General features: G+C 54.4%; 16 protein-coding genes. 9 read left to right on the forward strand and 7 right to left on the reverse strand.

The window, feature by feature from the left end:
- Positions 1-39 precede the first annotated feature (39 nt).
- Positions 40-753, reverse strand: a complete 714-nt coding sequence (locus ACUY4S_RS16960; RefSeq protein ID WP_312691003.1) for a GNAT family N-acetyltransferase — start codon at positions 751-753, stop codon at positions 40-42.
- 161 nt (positions 754-914) lie between these two features.
- The gene (locus tag ACUY4S_RS16965; protein ID WP_458022467.1) at positions 915-2,252 is read right to left on the reverse strand and encodes an aspartate aminotransferase family protein; all 1,338 of its coding nucleotides are present in this window, start codon (positions 2,250-2,252) and stop codon (positions 915-917) included.
- 181 nt (positions 2,253-2,433) lie between these two features.
- Here ACUY4S_RS16965 and ACUY4S_RS16970 point away from each other — a divergent pair, with 181 nt between their 5' ends.
- From ACUY4S_RS16970 to ACUY4S_RS16980, 3 genes are all read left to right on the forward strand, one after another.
- Positions 2,434-3,201 (forward strand): SDR family NAD(P)-dependent oxidoreductase, encoded by a 768-nt coding sequence (locus ACUY4S_RS16970; RefSeq protein WP_458022466.1) that lies wholly within the window; start codon positions 2,434-2,436, stop codon positions 3,199-3,201.
- Positions 3,202-3,889: 688 nt separating this feature from the next.
- Complete coding sequence (locus tag ACUY4S_RS16975; RefSeq protein ID WP_458022465.1) at positions 3,890-5,122, forward strand: EAL and HDOD domain-containing protein; 1,233 nt, start codon at positions 3,890-3,892, stop codon at positions 5,120-5,122.
- A 395-nt stretch (positions 5,123-5,517) separates the two neighbouring features.
- Entirely contained in the window at positions 5,518-5,772 is a 255-nt protein-coding gene (locus ACUY4S_RS16980) for a YdgH/BhsA/McbA family protein (RefSeq protein ID WP_312690998.1), read from the forward strand.
- A 71-nt stretch (positions 5,773-5,843) separates the two neighbouring features.
- Here the strand turns inward: ACUY4S_RS16980 and ACUY4S_RS16985 are convergent, their stop codons facing one another.
- From ACUY4S_RS16985 to ACUY4S_RS16995, 3 genes are all read right to left on the reverse strand, one after another.
- A complete protein-coding gene (locus ACUY4S_RS16985) occupies positions 5,844-7,190 on the reverse strand; it encodes a heavy metal sensor histidine kinase (RefSeq protein ID WP_458024273.1) in 1,347 nt (448 codons plus the stop codon).
- Between the two features lie 38 nt (positions 7,191-7,228).
- Positions 7,229-7,921, reverse strand: coding sequence for a heavy metal response regulator transcription factor (locus ACUY4S_RS16990; protein ID WP_312690996.1), 693 nt, complete (start codon positions 7,919-7,921; stop codon positions 7,229-7,231).
- Between the two features lie 120 nt (positions 7,922-8,041).
- A complete protein-coding gene (locus ACUY4S_RS16995) occupies positions 8,042-8,374 on the reverse strand; it encodes a helix-turn-helix domain-containing protein (protein WP_312690995.1) in 333 nt (110 codons plus the stop codon).
- A 561-nt stretch (positions 8,375-8,935) separates the two neighbouring features.
- Here ACUY4S_RS16995 and ACUY4S_RS17000 point away from each other — a divergent pair.
- Positions 8,936-9,787, forward strand: a complete 852-nt coding sequence (locus ACUY4S_RS17000; RefSeq protein WP_312690994.1) for a Vmh family MBL fold metallo-hydrolase — start codon at positions 8,936-8,938, stop codon at positions 9,785-9,787.
- 15 nt (positions 9,788-9,802) lie between these two features.
- On the opposite strand, the gene ACUY4S_RS17005 is transcribed toward ACUY4S_RS17000, so the two are convergent.
- Entirely contained in the window at positions 9,803-10,687 is an 885-nt protein-coding gene (locus tag ACUY4S_RS17005; RefSeq protein ID WP_458022464.1) for a LysR family transcriptional regulator, read from the reverse strand.
- Positions 10,688-10,853: 166 nt separating this feature from the next.
- Between ACUY4S_RS17005 and ACUY4S_RS17010 the strand changes: the two genes are divergently transcribed.
- Complete coding sequence (locus ACUY4S_RS17010; RefSeq protein WP_312690992.1) at positions 10,854-11,087, forward strand: KTSC domain-containing protein; 234 nt, start codon at positions 10,854-10,856, stop codon at positions 11,085-11,087.
- A 103-nt stretch (positions 11,088-11,190) separates the two neighbouring features.
- Entirely contained in the window at positions 11,191-11,289 is a 99-nt protein-coding gene (locus tag ACUY4S_RS17015) for a YoaK family small membrane protein (protein WP_458022463.1), read from the forward strand.
- Between the two features lie 7 nt (positions 11,290-11,296).
- On the opposite strand, the gene ACUY4S_RS17020 is transcribed toward ACUY4S_RS17015, so the two are convergent.
- The gene (locus tag ACUY4S_RS17020; protein WP_312690990.1) at positions 11,297-12,535 is read right to left on the reverse strand and encodes an MDR family MFS transporter; all 1,239 of its coding nucleotides are present in this window, start codon (positions 12,533-12,535) and stop codon (positions 11,297-11,299) included.
- 208 nt (positions 12,536-12,743) lie between these two features.
- Between ACUY4S_RS17020 and eitA the strand changes: the two genes are divergently transcribed.
- From eitA to eitC, 3 genes are read left to right on the forward strand one after another with little or no spacing between them, the layout of a single operon-like run.
- The gene (eitA, locus tag ACUY4S_RS17025; RefSeq protein WP_458022504.1) at positions 12,744-13,754 is read left to right on the forward strand and encodes a siderophore ABC transporter substrate-binding protein EitA; all 1,011 of its coding nucleotides are present in this window, start codon (positions 12,744-12,746) and stop codon (positions 13,752-13,754) included.
- Positions 13,751-14,791, forward strand: coding sequence for a FecCD family ABC transporter permease (locus tag ACUY4S_RS17030; protein ID WP_458022462.1), 1,041 nt, complete (start codon positions 13,751-13,753; stop codon positions 14,789-14,791). Before eitA ends, ACUY4S_RS17030 begins: the two co-directional genes overlap by 4 nt.
- Positions 14,788-15,546: a siderophore ABC transporter ATP-binding protein EitC gene (eitC, locus tag ACUY4S_RS17035; protein ID WP_312690988.1), complete on the forward strand. Its 759-nt coding sequence runs from the start codon at positions 14,788-14,790 to the stop codon at positions 15,544-15,546. The genes ACUY4S_RS17030 and eitC overlap by 4 nt, the downstream gene beginning before the upstream one ends.
- Positions 15,547-15,662 lie beyond the last annotated feature (116 nt).

Genomic DNA, 15,662 nt, shown 5'->3' on the forward strand with positions numbered 1-15,662 from the left:
GATAAAGAGACGGCATCGGGTAAACCGATGCCGGTTTCATCACGGCGATAAGCGCGCAAAAAAAGCGCCGAGAGGCTGTTTTTGTTGGCCTTCATGGTCGAAATTGCTGGCGTCGAGCCAGGCGGTGATGGCGGCATCGCACTGCGACCATTCGCTATCGAGCAGGGAGAGGTAGTCACTGTCGCGGTTACGCCCTTTGCGCACCATGTGCTGGCGAAAACGCCCTTCCCAGCGAAAACCCAGCCGTTCTGCGGCACGGCGCGAGGCCACATTCAGCGCATCGCATTTCCACTCTACACGGCGGTAATCACAGGCAAAAGCATGGCGCAGCATCAGCCACACGGCTTCCGTACCCAGCGTGCTGTTTTTCATCTGTGGCGACCAGGTGACATGCCCCACTTCAACTGTGCCGTTTTGCGTGTCGTTCGCCAGCCAGGCGATGACACCGACCGCATTCCCTGTTACTTCGTCGACGACCGCAAACGGGATGACCGTTTTGTCGATCATTTTGCTAATCACCCAGCGCGCCATGCTGTCGATGTCATCAGGGCGCTGCCCTGCGAGCCAGGTCCAGTCGCTGTCGTTTTCCGCCTGAGAATAGGCGTGCAACAGGTGTGGCGTGTGTACCCGAGCGTCGAGCGGCTCCAGACGACAATAGTGGCCTTGCAATACGCGTCGTGGCAGCGGCTGGACGCCGTTCCAGTGTGGCACTGTGTCGCCGACGTTTTGACCATACTGATTCATTTCCGGCATGTTTCTCTCCCCAGGTATTAAAGATAAATCCAAAAGAGATGTTTTATCAGGAGAACGCTGCGGAATACAGTGCTAATAATCGGGGGGAGTTTATCAAAAAATGCCTTTGAAATCAGAGGACTGACCAGACAAGGCGTCAGGAATGCCTGACGCCAGCAAAATCAAGAGCAAAGTGGGTCAAATTGAGACAAAACACGGTCAAAAATGGCCAAACCGCGCTGCACTTCTTCCGCACTCATGGTGCAGGGCGGCACCACATGGATGCGGTTCTCGACCACAAAACTCAGCACACCGGCCTGGGTGAGCGCCGTTTTAATCGCGCTCATCTCTGCCGCCGCCAGCGGCGTTTTGGTCTGCCTGTTGCTGACCAGCTCCATTGCCTGGAACATGCCGCGACCACGAACCTCACCAATCAGCGGATGTCTGCCCGCCAGCGCTTCCAGCCCCGGGCGCAACACGCCATTGCCGACACGTGCGGCGTTCTCTACCACCTGCTCTTCCTGCATCGCATCCAGCGTGGCAACAATCGCTGCCATCGCCAGTGGGTGGCCGGAGTACGTCAGCCCACCCGCAAAGAAGTGATCGTCAAAGTAGTGCGCAATCGGTGCGGAGATCAGTACCCCACCCGCCGGGGCATAACCGGCATTTACGCCTTTAGCAAAAGTGATCAGGTCGGGCACTATGCCGTCCTGCTCAAACGCGAACCAACTGCCGGTGCGGCCAAAACCGGCCATCACTTCATCCAGGATCAGTACAATGCCAAACTCATCGGCCAGGGCGCGAACACCCTGCATATAGCCGGTCGGCGGCACCAGAATGCCTGCTGTACCCGGAATGGATTCCAGCAGGATCGCCGCAATCGAGGAGGGGCCTTCACACTCAATCATCCGGCGTAAATGCGCCAACGCACGTTCGCACTCTTGCGCTTCTGTTTCAGCGTTAAACTCGCTGCGATAGAGATAAGGGTTAAAGAAGTGTACGTGGCCGCGAGAATATTCATTCGGCACGCGACGCCAGTCACCAGTCGCGGCGATCGCACTGCCGGTATTGCCATGATAGGAACGGTAAGCGGAAAAGATCTTGTCGCGCCCGGTGTACATGCGCGCCATACGAATAGCGTTTTCATTGGCGTCGGCACCCGCATTCGTGAAGAAGACTTTACTGAAGCCGGCCGGCGCCAGTTCAACAATGCGTTTTGCCGCTTCGCCACGCGCGAGGTTGGCGGTAGCCGGCGCAATGGTCACCAGCTCATCCAACTGGGCTTTCATTGCTGCCAGCACGCGTGGGTGCTGGTAACCGATATTCACATTGACCAGTTGGCTGCTAAAGTCCAGGTACGTATTGCCGTCGTAATCCCATAATTCACAGCCTTTCGCCCCGGCAATCACCAGCGGGTTGAGGTTGCCCTGCATCGACCATGAATGAAACACATACGACCGATCCCGTTGACGCACATCGTCATTGGTGATTGCCGTTTCGCGCTGAAGTGCCCATTTCATCCCCTGCTCCTCTCCTGTCGTGGTTGTTGCCTGCATCATGCTGTGGCACGTGCTCCTACAGGTAGAGCCAGTCTTGTTTGCGGCTTGTGACACCCGTGTCACACCCTTGTGGAATAACTGGCTCTGTCTGGCGCGGCGGGAGGTTTTTATAGTGACGCCTCAACCCGCACAGGAGAAGACAATGACAGCAGCGAAAAAAGTGGTGTTTATTACCGGCGCAACGTCCGGGTTTGGCGAAGCGGCAGCGCAGGTTTTTGCCGACGCGGGCTGGTCACTGGTGTTAAGCGGGCGGCGTCTGGCGCGCCTGGAGGGGTTACAGACCCGGCTGCAGAGCAAAGTGCCGGTGCATATTGTCGCGATGGATGTGCGTGATAAAGAGGCGGTTAAAAACACCGTTGCGGGCCTGCCTGCTGCGTTTGCCGATGTGACTACGCTTATCAATAATGCCGGGCTGGCGCTTGCCCCACAGCCCGCCCAGCGCGTGGAACTGGAAGACTGGCAGACAATGATTGATACCAACGTCAGCGGGCTGGTCAATATGACCCATGCGCTGTTGCCAACGCTGATTAAGCACGGTGCTGGCGCAACGATTATCAATATTGGTTCGATTGCCGGACAGTGGCCCTATCCCGGCAGTCATGTCTATGGTGCAACCAAAGCGTTTGTGAAACAGTTTAGCTATAACCTGCGTTGCGACCTGCTGGGTACCGGGGTGCGGGTTACAGACCTGGCCCCAGGCATTGCGGAGACGGAATTTACGCTGGTGCGTACTAAAGGCGATCAGGCCGCTTCAGACACGCTTTATCGCGGCACCACACCCTTAAGCGCACTGGATATTGCACAGCAGATGTTTTACATCGCCACGTTGCCGGACCACATGAATATTAACCGTGTGGAAGTGATGCCGGTGCGTCAGGCCTGGCAGCCGTTTGCGATCGATCGCGACTGAGTACACGCTTTGTCGTCATGGCGAGCGCCAAAAATAAAACGCCCCGGCATATGCCAGGGCCTGTTGTTTTATTTCTTTCCCAAAAGTGCTCAATCTATCTTACCCCGCCCGGCGCTTATCTCCGGCACTCACTTGTTGTGGCGTTAGCTCTGTACTGGGGTAAATTCACAATAGTCTATCGGAATATTCCTGACAACAGATAAATGCAGATCACTTTCAGAATTATGATAGTGATCATGCTTTGCCGTTTTCAGCCCTGACGCGGTGTGCGCATGGTCACGCACGCCGCATGTTGCGGCGATTTATGCCACCTTTCTCACCGTTTTATGCTAATCAACATGACACAGTAACAATGCCGTTTCGCTTAAGCGGATCGCCGATTATGATAACGATACATGTTCTCCGGCAGCGATCCCGCCGCGGCAAAATCGGGTTATTTTTTTGCCGGCATTGCCAAAAGTTACCAATAAATAGCGTAATTGGTTATTATTCCGCAGCGTGGAATTTGACTTAAATTCCTCAGAAGTTTACAAAAGATACGGCCTTCCTTAAGTCCGACTTGCGTCTTCGTCATTTTCGTCCAGGCTTCCATTTTATCCTGCGAAAAAATAACGAAGGTTGACCGGTTCAGGTTAGCGCATTCCCCGGTTTTTTTAGATTTGCAGGCATCTGTGGAGTGGAGTAACGAATGTTCTCGTTTGTCGCCCGCCAGGCGATTTTTGATGAAAATATGAACACAGTCGGTTACGAACTGTTGTTCAGAGACAGTATGACGAACCGGTTTCCCGACGTCACCCCGGAGTACGCCACTGCCCAAATTATTGTCGAGCAATTCCTTGGTGCGCCATTAGGCCGCCTGAAAGAGTACAGCGCTATCTTCGTTAACTTTCCCTATGAACTGTTAGTGCAGGGAATGGCGGAAACCCTGCCGAAAGACCGGGTGATTGTTGAAATTCTTGAAACGGCAGAACCCACGCCTTTGCTGCTTAACACGGTAAAAAAGCTCTATGCCCACGGGTTTCGTATTGCGCTGGATGATTTTGAGTTAGGTGAAACCTGGAATGCGTTTTTACCGTACGTCAGTATCATTAAATTTGATGTGCGCCTGAATACCCCGGATGAGATCCGCAGTTATATCACCAGTAAAGGCGATTTGCTGAAAGAGACGGTATTTCTGGCCGAGAAAGTCGAAACGCAGGAAGAGTACGAATGTTTCCGCGATATGGGCTGCACCCTGTTTCAGGGGCATTTTTTCAGCAAACCGGTGATCCACTCGGCAAACAAGCTGGTTCAGAATCAACTTATAACGCTGAAATTAATGAAAGAGGTGAATGCCGACTCACCGGATTTTGGCAAAATTGAAGCCCTGCTAAAGCAGGATCTCGCGCTGTCATTTAAGATCATGCGCTATGCGCAGAATATTGTGTTCAATGCTCGTGGCATTAAAAATATTCGCAGCCAGTCGCTGAAAGACATTATTTTTTACCTCGGTACCAATGAACTGCGCCGCTTTGTGCTGGTGTCGTGTTTAACCTCGGTGAACAAACAGAAAACCGATGATATCTACCATCAAAGCCTGTTCCGCGCCCGGTTTTGCGAACTCGCCTCGGCCCGCTCGATAAGCCGCCACTCTGCCGATGATGCGTTTATCGTCGGGCTGTTTTCGCAACTGGACAATATTTTTGAAATGCCCATGGCGGATCTGATTAGCCAGATAGACGTATCGACTAATGTCATGATGGCGCTAAGAGAGAAAAAAGGACCGCTATACCCATACCTGCAGCTGATTGAATTATATGAAAATCACAACTGGGAAGAGGTCAGCGCGCTTGGGCACCGGCTGGGGTTCAATCGCAGCGTGGTGGCCGAAATGATTAAACTCGCCACGAAATGGGCCGACGAGATCCCGACCAGCGCCTGACGCCGCTCCCGTATAGATTATTTGCCTGCAGGAAATACGCCGTTAACCGTCTCTTTGCATACCACGAAGCCCAAGTTTAGCCAGGCCGCTACGCGGTATAAGGTTATTTTCAACATCTGCCATGGTAAAACGTTATTCCACTTACGCATGGCCTGGACTATTTCCACACCCAGCAAGCCTTATTTCCACAACGTGCGTACCCTGCCTGCTGATTAAAAGACGCACTCATCTTTCCCGATTTTTTTGCGCTAACGGTGAGTTTATTAAAAGAATTGTGGAGTTTTGTTATCTGACAGCGTCGTTATTTTCTGGTCAGAGAAATGACAGTTACTGGGCGTAATATTGCTACTGTCAGAAGATACTCTGACATTATTCCGAATGAAGAGGTGGTTACGATGAAAAAATTACACGTGCAGATGTTAGCAACCGCGTTGGTTGTTTTCTCGACAGCATCATGGGCTGCCACCGAAGTGACGTCCGATGCCGGGTTGACGCCGGTTGGGAGTGTATCGGTTTCAGGCGCAGGCACACTCGGCGGGCTACAACACCGCCTGGCGCAAAAAGCCGACCAGCAAGGTGCGAGCAGCTATAAAATCATTTCCGCCGGTGGCGACGATAAATATTTTGGCGTGGCCACGTTGTATAAATAACCGTCTGGCTGTGAAAGAAGGCCGTAACGGGTTGCGTTACGGCCTTTTCTTTGCGCCTGAGGGTGCCATCCTCATCCCAGCGACAGGGTAAAACCGAAGGTATTCATTCCGTTCTGGCTGCTGACGAACACATCGCCCCGGTGCATATTGGCAACGGCTCTGACAATCGACAGTCCCAGCCCGTGATGCATATCACTGTGGGTACGCGAGGCGTCTACGCGATAGAAACGTTCAAACAAGCGCTCCAGATGATCAACCGCGATCGCCTCGCCAACGTTCGATACCGCCACCCGGGCATGATTTTCGACGCACTGGAGCCGCACAACTACCGTGCTTTCCGGCGGTGCATGTCGGGCACTGTTTTCCAGTAAATTCGCCAGCGAACGGTGGAATAAACGGCGGTCGATTGAGGCGGTGACATCCCCTTCCACCTCAACGCGCAGATTCTTCTCTGCAAACGAAGGCTCCACGTACTCAAACGTTTTAAAAGTTTCTTCACGCAACGAGACGCGGGTTAACTGCGTGGCATGTTCGCCCGCCTGCGCATGGGATAAGAACAACATATCGTTGACGATAGAGGTCATCCGCTCCAGCTCTTCGAGGTTGGACTCCAGCAGATCCTGCAGTTCGGCAACGGAACGCGGGCGCGACAGCCCCAGTTGCGTCTGCCCTATCAGATTGGTCAACGGCGTACGTAACTCATGTGCCACATCGGCGTTAAAACTTTCCAGTTGCCGCCAGGCAATCTCCTGGCGCTCCAGCGCGCCATTAAACGACACCGCCAACGTTTGCAGTTCATCTGGCAGGGTCCGGGTTTGCAAACGCTGACCATGATTACCCGGCGCAAGATGACGCGCCTGCTCGCTGAGCATATTCACGGGTCGCATGCCGTTGCGGGCAATCAGGTAGCCCAGCAAAGCAATAAACATCACGCCGACAATACTGATCACCACCAGCGTACAGGTGAATTCATACAGCGTGCCCATATACGGTGTCGAGTCAATCGCCACAACATAGCGCAGCGCCGGACGCGCCTCTTTCGCCGGGATCTCGCGCGAGTAAAGAAACAGCAGGCAGGATAATTCCGTCTTACCTGGCGCGGTGCTGAAGCCATCTTTCAGCGACGACCAGTCGACCCCGCTCGGCGGCGGCCCACCCATGGCGAAACGCGGATCGGCGCTGAGCAGCCAGTATTTAACGCGCCCGCCTTCCGAGGTGGAGAGGGTATTGAACTTCGCTTCCAGCGTCGACCAACTCTCCAGGTTATGGTGGTTCTCAATCCACGGCGTCATTAACGACTCGCGAAACAGCAGTTCGTTGTGCATCTGGCTTTCCAGAGAGGTGTACAGCGAGCTTCTGAGCACCACACCAAAGGTAATAACCACAAAGACATAAGCGACGGAGAACAGCAGCGCCATACGCCCGGCAATGGAGCGCTTCACGACCGAGAACGGAATCAACTTGCTTTGCTCTCCTGGCGGGTTTCCAGCACGTAGCCCATGCCGCGTACGGTATGCAGTAACTTAATGGGGTACGGGTTATCCACTTTGGCACGCAGACGTTTGATGGCGACCTCGACGACATTGGCATCGCTGTCAAAATTCATATCCCAGACCTGCTCGGCAATCATCATTTTCGACAAAATCTCGCCCTGATGACGCGCCAGCAGGCTGAGCAGCGCATACTCTTTCGCGGTCAGTTCCAGCCGATCGCCGCCCCGGGTGACACGCCGCGCCAGTAAGTCGAGATGCAGATCATGAATATGCAACTGCGTAATATCCGCGCCGTCGCCCGGCCTGCGGCGCAGCAAAGCCTGAATGCGTGCCACCAGTTCAATCAACGAGAAGGGTTTTGGCAGGTAATCATCAGCCCCATGGCGCAACCCTTTTACGCGCTCTTCAACAGAACCGCGCGCCGAAAGCATTAACACCGGCGTCTTTTTACTGGCGCGCAGCCGCTCGAGGATCTGGTAGCCGTCCATGCCGGGCAGCATCACATCCAGCACGATCGCATCGTAGTCATACTCCTGCGCCATATGCAGCCCTTCGACGCCGTCGCTGACGACATCCAGCGTAAAGCCCTGTTCGCTAAGCGCACGGTTAATATAGGAGGACGTCTTTTCCTCATCTTCGATTAATAGCAGCTTCATGGGTGTGCCCCCTTCTACGTTTCGGCACCTGCCGCGCGCACCACTCTGCTGATGATTCTAGCGCTTGTGCGCTGACATTATGCTGACATTTTGCCGCCTTCATGCAACACCGCGAAAACGTCAGGCCTGGTGTCGCCGCCGCCATACGCCTGGCGGCATATGGTATTTACGGGCAAAGGTACGGGTGAAGGTCTGCTGGGAGTCATAACCGTACTTAGTAGAGATTGTCATGATGGATTGTTGCGTGTTGAGCAACTCCTGCGCGGCGCTCTCCAGCTTTTTATCGCGAATGTAAATGCCGAGCGGCACCCGCATTTCTGCATGAAACAGACGCTGTAAATGCCATTTCGAGTAGCCCGAGCGCATCGCGACATCGCCGATACGCAGTGGCAGGTCAAGGTTGTCATCGATCCATTGCTGGATTTCATGTATTACCGCTTTTTGCATTTCCATCAGTGCCGCCTCCTCGCCAGGGTAACGCCACCTTAGCGCAAGGATGCTGACTCAAAAATGACGCGAAAATGATAATCCTGTCAGCTTTGTTAACAGCAACATGCCCTGACTGCGCGGAAATAAAAAGCCCTGCCAGGCCCGACCTTTCAACGGGAGCGCGCTAAATTAGCGCCGGCGGACTAGTCGCCGCGTACCGCCGATTTTTCGGGCGCGTAATTGTTGAATATGCTTATAAAAAGAAAAAACAATCACCAGTAATAACAATAGAATGCCTACAAAACCGATCATAATTTTATTGCCAACTCTGTTTGCTGTGAGGATTAAAGTAACCCGCGAGACAGCAAATGCTGTCCACCCGCCTATGATAAACCAGGCGAGGCGCTGCGGGTATATAGATTTACGTTTAATTCCCTAAAATACAGTGCTTTACATTTCAACAAGCGCATTAGGGCCGCACACCTGATCGTTTTATGAAACTGAGCATCTCCCGTTTCAGGAATTCTCATGCTCGCCAATCTGCCTACAATGGAACGCCTGCCCCCCGAGAGAAGGACAAAATTCATGAAACGTACCACCCTGAGCATGCTGATGTTACTGGCAAGCGCTCCGGCCTTTGCCGCGCCGTTGAGTCTGCAAGTCTATAACCCGCAGGAAAAAGGCCTCTTCGCCGTCTCGTCTACGCTGGTGTCTGGCCCAACCGAAGCGATTTTGTTTGATGCTCAGTTCAGCACCAAAGATGGCGAAAAACTGGCAAAGATGGTGAAAGCCAGCGGCAAAACACTGAAAGAGATTGTGATTACCTCTGGCGATCCGGACTTCTACTTTGGCCTCGAGCCGTTAGTCGAGGCTTTTCCGCAGGTGAAAGTGGTCGCTTCGGAGACGGTGATTAAGCATATCGAAGCCACAAAAGCGGCGAAGCTGGCTTTCTGGGGGCCGCAGATGAAAGAAGGTGCACCGCAACGCGTGATCGTGCCGCAACCGCTGAATTCACTGCAGCTGACGATTGATGGCGAAACAGTGGAGCTGCGCCACCCGCAAAGCTATGCGGCTTACGTCTGGATCCCGGCTAATAAAGCAATTCTCGGCGGCACAGCCATCTCAAGCGGTATTCACGTCTGGACAGCAGATACGCAAACAACCGCTGCGCGTACGCAATGGCGCGAGATCCTCAGGGAAATGCAGGCGTTAAAACCGCAACAGGTTATTCCCGGCCACTATCTGGGCAACCGCCCGGCGGGTGATGGCGCCATCACCTTCACGGCGAATTACCTGCAACAGTTTGAACAGGCGCTGAAGACGGAAAAAGATGCAGCAGGGGTGGTTAACGCCATGAAACAGCACTGGCCTGCCCTCGCCGAAGAGAGTTCCCTGGAATTGAGCGCAAAAGTGAACACCGGCGAAATGAAATGGTAACCGGCGGGGTTACCGTCAGGTCTGCTGGCGTAACGACTGGGCAATTGCCTGAAGAAACAACGTTAATGCAACATGCTGGTGCGAGCGGGATTGATAAAGCCCATAAATCCCCAGCGGCTGCGGGACGTAATCGGCCAGCACGCTGACCAGTTCGCCGCTGTCCAGCGCGGTGCGGGCCTCCTTCTCAGGAACCAGCGCGATGCCGCACCCGGCGATAGCGGCATCGCATAAGACGGACGAGATACCGGCGCTTAGATTGCCGTTTGCCTGCACGTTAAGCCGATTATTTTCCCGGTCGGTAAAGTGCCAGGTCTGCCCTGCAAAACCGCTGTAATAGAGGCAGTTATGCTGCTGCAGATCTGCCAGGCTTTGCGGTTCCCCGCATCGGCGCAGGTAGTCTGGCGAGGCGCAAAGTACAGAGTGGCACTCGCCCAGACGCATCGCGATGGCGCCTGGCTCAGGATTATTGGTAATACGGATCGCCAGATCGATGCGCTCGCCAATCAGATTGACCGCCTGATGGCTGATATCGACTTCGATTTTCAGCGCCGGGTAACGTGCCAGAAATGCAGGTAACACCGGGCCGACAATGTGGCTGGCAGTAAAATGCGCGCAGGCAATACGCAACGTGCCGGATGGCGCTTCGCGCGTCGACTGTTGTTCAATATCATGAAACAGCGGAGCCAGTTGTCGCGTGTGTTGCAGCGTCTTTTCCCCGGCAGAGGTAAGTGTAAGACGACGGGAAGAACGGTGAATAAGCCGGGCGCCCGCCCATTTTTCCATTTCATCGAGATAGCGGCTGACCATCGGTCGGGAAATACCCAACGCCCTGGCCGCCGCACTCAGGCTCCCCAGTTCGCAGATACGGTTAAACACCACTACCGCCATCACTCTATCCATAGGTCCATCCGATCGTTTTATGCAACTTGCATGGCAGGGTTTCAGAAAAACATCCTACCAAATCTCGTTGGGGTAAATCCTTGCTGCCACTGTAAATATTCATGAAAACCTGCCGATAGGAGAAAAGCATTTTTAACAGTGATGTTTAAGGACAGGATGATCCACCATGAAAAGACACCCACTGAGCTGCCGTGCATTAAAAGCAGCAGGCTACGATCCCAACTCCAGCGTGCTTGAACTCGAACACAGCAACGGGCGCGTTGAACAGTATCTGGGCGTGGCGCCAAAAACCTGGCAAGGCTTTCTGATGAGCCACGATCAGGAAAAATTCTTTCGGGACAATATCGCCAACAGTTACCTGAAAATTATTATCGAGCAGGCGAATTACAGCCGTTTCTAGCGTTTCAGAACGGTCACTTCGCGCAGATTTGTGCTAACGTTGTCTCCCCGCAGACGACGGGGTTTCTTACGGCTTAACGCGGGTCACAGCACAAAGAGGATCTATGAGAATTGGTATTGCGTTCCCCATTCTGGTGTTTATCGTCGCGGTCGCATTCCTGACGTGGTTTATCCTTGGCGGCTATGCCTCACCAGGCGTTTAACGCCTGTTCAGCCGTGACGATGCCTGAGCGGGCGGCAAATCACGACCATCGCCAGCGCGCTGAGTAGCGGCAACAGAGCCAGCCATAGCCACGCAATGCTGGCCTGCGGGGAAGGCGTGAGCGCATTATCGAGCTGCCCACCCAACAGAAAATTCCCCGCCAGCACCGTGACACCGCCCATTGAGGACAACGCGCCATAATGCGCACCAAGGTTCTGATTATTGGCGAAATAGGGCACCAGGTCTTTGCCCACCGGCACAATCAGCATCTGCCCGAGTGTTAACAGCGTGATCATGAAGACCGCGGGAACATAGCGCTGCCAGCTTTCTGGCGCAGGCGTTGCCGCAAACAGCGCAACACTGATAAACGAAGCCGCAAGCAGCGCGAACCCAACAGGTAACATCCGCGCTGCACCAACGCGACGGGCGAGGCGCGCCAGCGGCATTTGTAACGTGATGATCAGTACCGAGGCCAGCATAAACAACGGGCCAAGCGTTTTTTCGCTGCTGCCGGAGCGGGTGAGCTCAACAGGCAGCGCCAGGTAGAGTTGATTGTAACTAAACAGATAAGCGCTCCACGCCAGCATAAAAGCCACAAACCGGCGGTTATGAAACGTTTTCCACCACGGCAGTATATGCAGCGTTTCAGCTTTGCCCGGCGTGCGCGGCAGGGCAAAAAACAGCACCAGCAACGCAATAACGAACACCCCTGCCCCAGCCAGAGCAACCTGCTGAAAACCAAACCCTGCCAGCAACGATCCCAGCAGCGGCCCCAGTACGGTGCCCAGTTCTCCACAGATCGCAAACAGCGCAAACCATTCCGAACGGCTGCGTTTGCCCTCTTTTTCGCTTTGCGTGCCGGCTTTTGCCAGCAGCGCTTCAATAGCAGGAGAAAACAGCGCGCCGCCCACGCCCGTTAAACATGCGCCGAGTACCACCGGCAGCAGCGTATCGCCCATTGCCAGCAGCAGGTAACCACTGATCCTCACCAGACAGCCGCAAAGAATAATGATCCGCGCACCGAAGCGATCGGATAACGCCCCACCCAGCAGGAACATCCCCTGCTGCGAGAACGTCCGCAGACCAATAATCAAACCGATCAGCGCGCCGGAAAGCTGCATGTCATCGCGCAGGTAGATGGCGAGAAACGGCACCACGGCATAAAAGCCGATATTAAAGATAAGCTGACTGCCCGCGAGCAGATAAGGCGATGTCCCTTTTGTCGGGGCAGAAAAATAAGCAAACATGCAAAAACCGTTTAGCGGGTGAGGCGTGCACAAAAGCCACTTTTTACCGGGTTAACAGAGCGCTGGCAACTTTTGTTATTGACTTACAGAGTCTGAGGTTTTGACTTTGCCCTTCCTCATTATTGACAAGGTTTATGCCGCTCGGTATAAGAGCCGGCATTAGAATGATTTTCATTTACAAAATCAATAATCACAAAAGGTCATGATGATGCATTTCGTTAAAAAATCGTTATTTGCACTGGGGATACTGTTTGCCGGTTCCGCGCTGGCAGACGCTACGCATTATCCCCTGACGCTGGATAACTGCGGCGTTCCGATCACGTTCGAAAAAGCCCCGCAGCGCGTGGTCGCGCTGGGCCAAAACACGGCGGAAATCATGCTGCTGCTGGATCTGCAAGACAACATGGTTGCCAGCGCTTTCTGGCCGACAAAAGTCTTGCCGCAACTGGCTGAACGGAATGCAAAAGTTAAAGTCCTGACCGTTGAGATCCCAACGCTGGAGTCAATCATTGCTCAGGAGCCGGACTTTGTGGTTGCGCAGTTACCGATCCTGCTCGGACCGGACAGTAAAGTGGCAAAACGAGAAGATTTTGCCGCCATTGGTGCCAACAGTTACCTCTCGCCGGGCGTGTGTGCCACGAAAAAGGACAACGGCGATATCTACGGGAGCCGTCACAGCCTGTGGGATCCGTCCCTGTTGTATAAAGAGATTGATGATCTGGCGAAAATCTTTGATGTGCAGGCACGCGGTGATGCGCTGATTGCCGAATTTAAGCAACGTGAAGCGGCGCTGCGCAGCCAGTTTGGCCACGGCAAGAAAAATCTCTCGTTTGTTTTCTGGTTCTCCAGTGCGTCTCCCACGGCAGATGCTTATGTAGGCGGTAAAAACAGTGCCTCCGGCTATATTGCCCATCTGCTCGGCGGGCATAACGCCATTACGTCGGAAAGCGAATGGCCGACCCTCGGCTGGGAGAGCATCATCGCGGCGAACCCGGATGTGATCGTGGTATCCAGTCTCGATCGTAACCGCTGGGCACTGGATAACGCCGAAGAGAAAATCAAGTTCCTCAAGAGCGATCCGGCTGTCAGCCAGCTTGAGGCGGTGAAAAAAGGCCATATCGTAGTGATGGATGGCCAGGCAATGAACCCGACAATCCGTACGCTATATGGTGCTGAGCAGGTTGCCGCCCAGTTGAAGACCCTGGGACTGGATAAATGACCACACCGTCTGTTGCTGCGCTGAAAAAGGCGCAGCTTGGGATATTGTTTGTGCTGTCATTGCTGTTATTAGCGCTGGTGATAGCGGTCAGCGTTGGCGTGGGTGAATTGTCGATCCCATTAAGAACCACTTTTTATGCCGTGAGTAACAAGCTGGGGCTGACCCACGAACCGTTGAACCGGATCCACGAAACGGTGCTGTGGGATTTCCGCCTCAGCCGTGCGCTGGTGGCCGCATGCTGCGGCGCAGGCCTGGCCATTTGCGGGACCGTATTACAAAGCCTGTTGAAAAATGCGCTGGCGGAACCCTACGTTTTAGGTGTTTCCGCCGGGGCATCAACGGGCGCAGTCTCGGTGGTGGTGCTGGGGATCGGCGCGGGTGCGCTCTCGCTGTCTGCTGGCGCCTTTCTTGGCGCGTTTGCCGCTTTCCTCTTTGTGGCCGTGTTGACCAACGGCGCGCGCGGCGGCAATGAACGCACCATTCTTGCGGGTGTTGCCGCCTCGCAACTGTTTAATGCCATTACCGCATGGAGTGTCAGCACCTCCGCCAGCGCTCAGCAAGCCCGCGATGTGATGTTCTGGTTGCTGGGCAGTTTTAGCGGTGTGCGCTGGCCGGAATTCCAGCTGGTGCTGGTCGTCGTTATTCTCGGTTTGCTGGCCTGTCTGTATCACGCCAAAGCGCTGGATGCGTTTACCTTTGGCGATGATGCCGCCGCCTCGCTGGGCATCCCGGTGGGCGTGGTCCGGCTGATCCTGTTTTCGGTGACGGCGCTGATCACCGCCACTATTGTCAGCATGGCCGGATCGATTGGCTTTGTCGGGCTGGTGGTTCCCCATGTGATGCGCTATTTCATTGGTCCGCTGCACCGCCGTTTATTGGTGGCCAGCGCGCTGGCGGGTGCCATTCTGATGGTGCTGGCAGATATCGCTTCACGCACGCTGATCGCCCCGCAAACCCTGCCTGTTGGCGTGGTCACCGCGCTGGTTGGCGTCCCGTTCTTTGCCATTATTCTCTATCGCTCAAGGAGGTTTGCATGAGCATTAGCGCAAGCCGGCTCAGTTGGCGGGTGGGTAAAAAAATCATCGTCAATGACGTTTCTCTGGCGGTGCCAAAAGGGCAAACACTGGGGCTGCTTGGTCCCAATGGTTCAGGAAAATCCTCTCTGTTGCGCATACTGGCGGGCCTGCGTCGGCCTGATAGCGGCACAGTGATGCTCGACGGTAGCGACATCGCCACGCTGAAAAAGAAAGCGCTGGCAAAACGCGTGGCATTTGTGGAACAGCACGCTGCCACCGAAGCCAATATCCGCGTGCGTGATGTCGTGAAGCTGGGGCGAATTCCGCATCATTCCCCCTTCAGTGCCTGGTCACATCACGACGACGAGATTGTCAATGCGGCACTGGCCCGCGTCGATATGCTTGAGCACAGCGATCAGGGGTGGCAAAGCCTCTCAGGCGGCGAACGTCAGCGGGTACACATTGCCCGCGCGCTGGCACAGTCGCCCGGTGAGATCCTGCTGGATGAACCGACCAACCATCTCGATATTCATCACCAGATGCAGTTGATGCGTTTGATCAGCGAACTGCCGGTCACCAGTATTATTGCCCTGCACGACCTTAATCATGCGGCGATGTTCTGCGATACGTTGATTGTGATGCAAAAAGGGCAAATCGTTGCCAGCGGTACGCCGGACGAGGTGTTAACGCAAGAGATGCTGGCCAACGTTTTTCAGGTTAACGCCCGAATTGAGATTTCGCCGGATCACGGCAAAAAGCATATTCATTTCCTCTGATCCCCTGCGCCAGAACGGTTTTCACGTTTTGGCGCAGCGTTCGCACGCTCCGCCTTCTGCCACGTCCGCTTACAGAAAATAAGAAAATACAATGGCCTGACCAGGCCTGTCACATT

The sequence above is a fragment of the Kosakonia beeri genome (assembly GCF_054165705.1).

Bases quoted from the DNA above. Each gene is read 5' to 3' on its own strand.
- ACUY4S_RS16960 (WP_312691003.1), bottom strand. From the start codon at position 753: ATGCCGGAAATGAATCAGTATGGTCAAAACGTCGGCGACACAGTGCCA.
- ACUY4S_RS16965 (WP_458022467.1), bottom strand. From the start codon at position 2,252: ATGAAATGGGCACTTCAGCGCGAAACGGCAATCACCAATGACGATGTG.
- ACUY4S_RS16970 (WP_458022466.1), top strand. From the start codon at position 2,434: ATGACAGCAGCGAAAAAAGTGGTGTTTATTACCGGCGCAACGTCCGGG.
- ACUY4S_RS16975 (WP_458022465.1), top strand. From the start codon at position 3,890: ATGTTCTCGTTTGTCGCCCGCCAGGCGATTTTTGATGAAAATATGAAC.
- ACUY4S_RS16980 (WP_312690998.1), top strand. From the start codon at position 5,518: ATGAAAAAATTACACGTGCAGATGTTAGCAACCGCGTTGGTTGTTTTC.
- ACUY4S_RS16985 (WP_458024273.1), bottom strand. From the start codon at position 7,190: ATGGCGCTGCTGTTCTCCGTCGCTTATGTCTTTGTGGTTATTACCTTT.
- ACUY4S_RS16990 (WP_312690996.1), bottom strand. From the start codon at position 7,921: ATGAAGCTGCTATTAATCGAAGATGAGGAAAAGACGTCCTCCTATATT.
- ACUY4S_RS16995 (WP_312690995.1), bottom strand. From the start codon at position 8,374: ATGGAAATGCAAAAAGCGGTAATACATGAAATCCAGCAATGGATCGAT.
- ACUY4S_RS17000 (WP_312690994.1), top strand. From the start codon at position 8,936: ATGAAACGTACCACCCTGAGCATGCTGATGTTACTGGCAAGCGCTCCG.
- ACUY4S_RS17005 (WP_458022464.1), bottom strand. From the start codon at position 10,687: ATGGATAGAGTGATGGCGGTAGTGGTGTTTAACCGTATCTGCGAACTG.
- ACUY4S_RS17010 (WP_312690992.1), top strand. From the start codon at position 10,854: ATGAAAAGACACCCACTGAGCTGCCGTGCATTAAAAGCAGCAGGCTAC.
- ACUY4S_RS17015 (WP_458022463.1), top strand. From the start codon at position 11,191: ATGAGAATTGGTATTGCGTTCCCCATTCTGGTGTTTATCGTCGCGGTC.
- ACUY4S_RS17020 (WP_312690990.1), bottom strand. From the start codon at position 12,535: ATGTTTGCTTATTTTTCTGCCCCGACAAAAGGGACATCGCCTTATCTG.
- eitA (WP_458022504.1), top strand. From the start codon at position 12,744: ATGCATTTCGTTAAAAAATCGTTATTTGCACTGGGGATACTGTTTGCC.
- ACUY4S_RS17030 (WP_458022462.1), top strand. From the start codon at position 13,751: ATGACCACACCGTCTGTTGCTGCGCTGAAAAAGGCGCAGCTTGGGATA.
- eitC (WP_312690988.1), top strand. From the start codon at position 14,788: ATGAGCATTAGCGCAAGCCGGCTCAGTTGGCGGGTGGGTAAAAAAATC.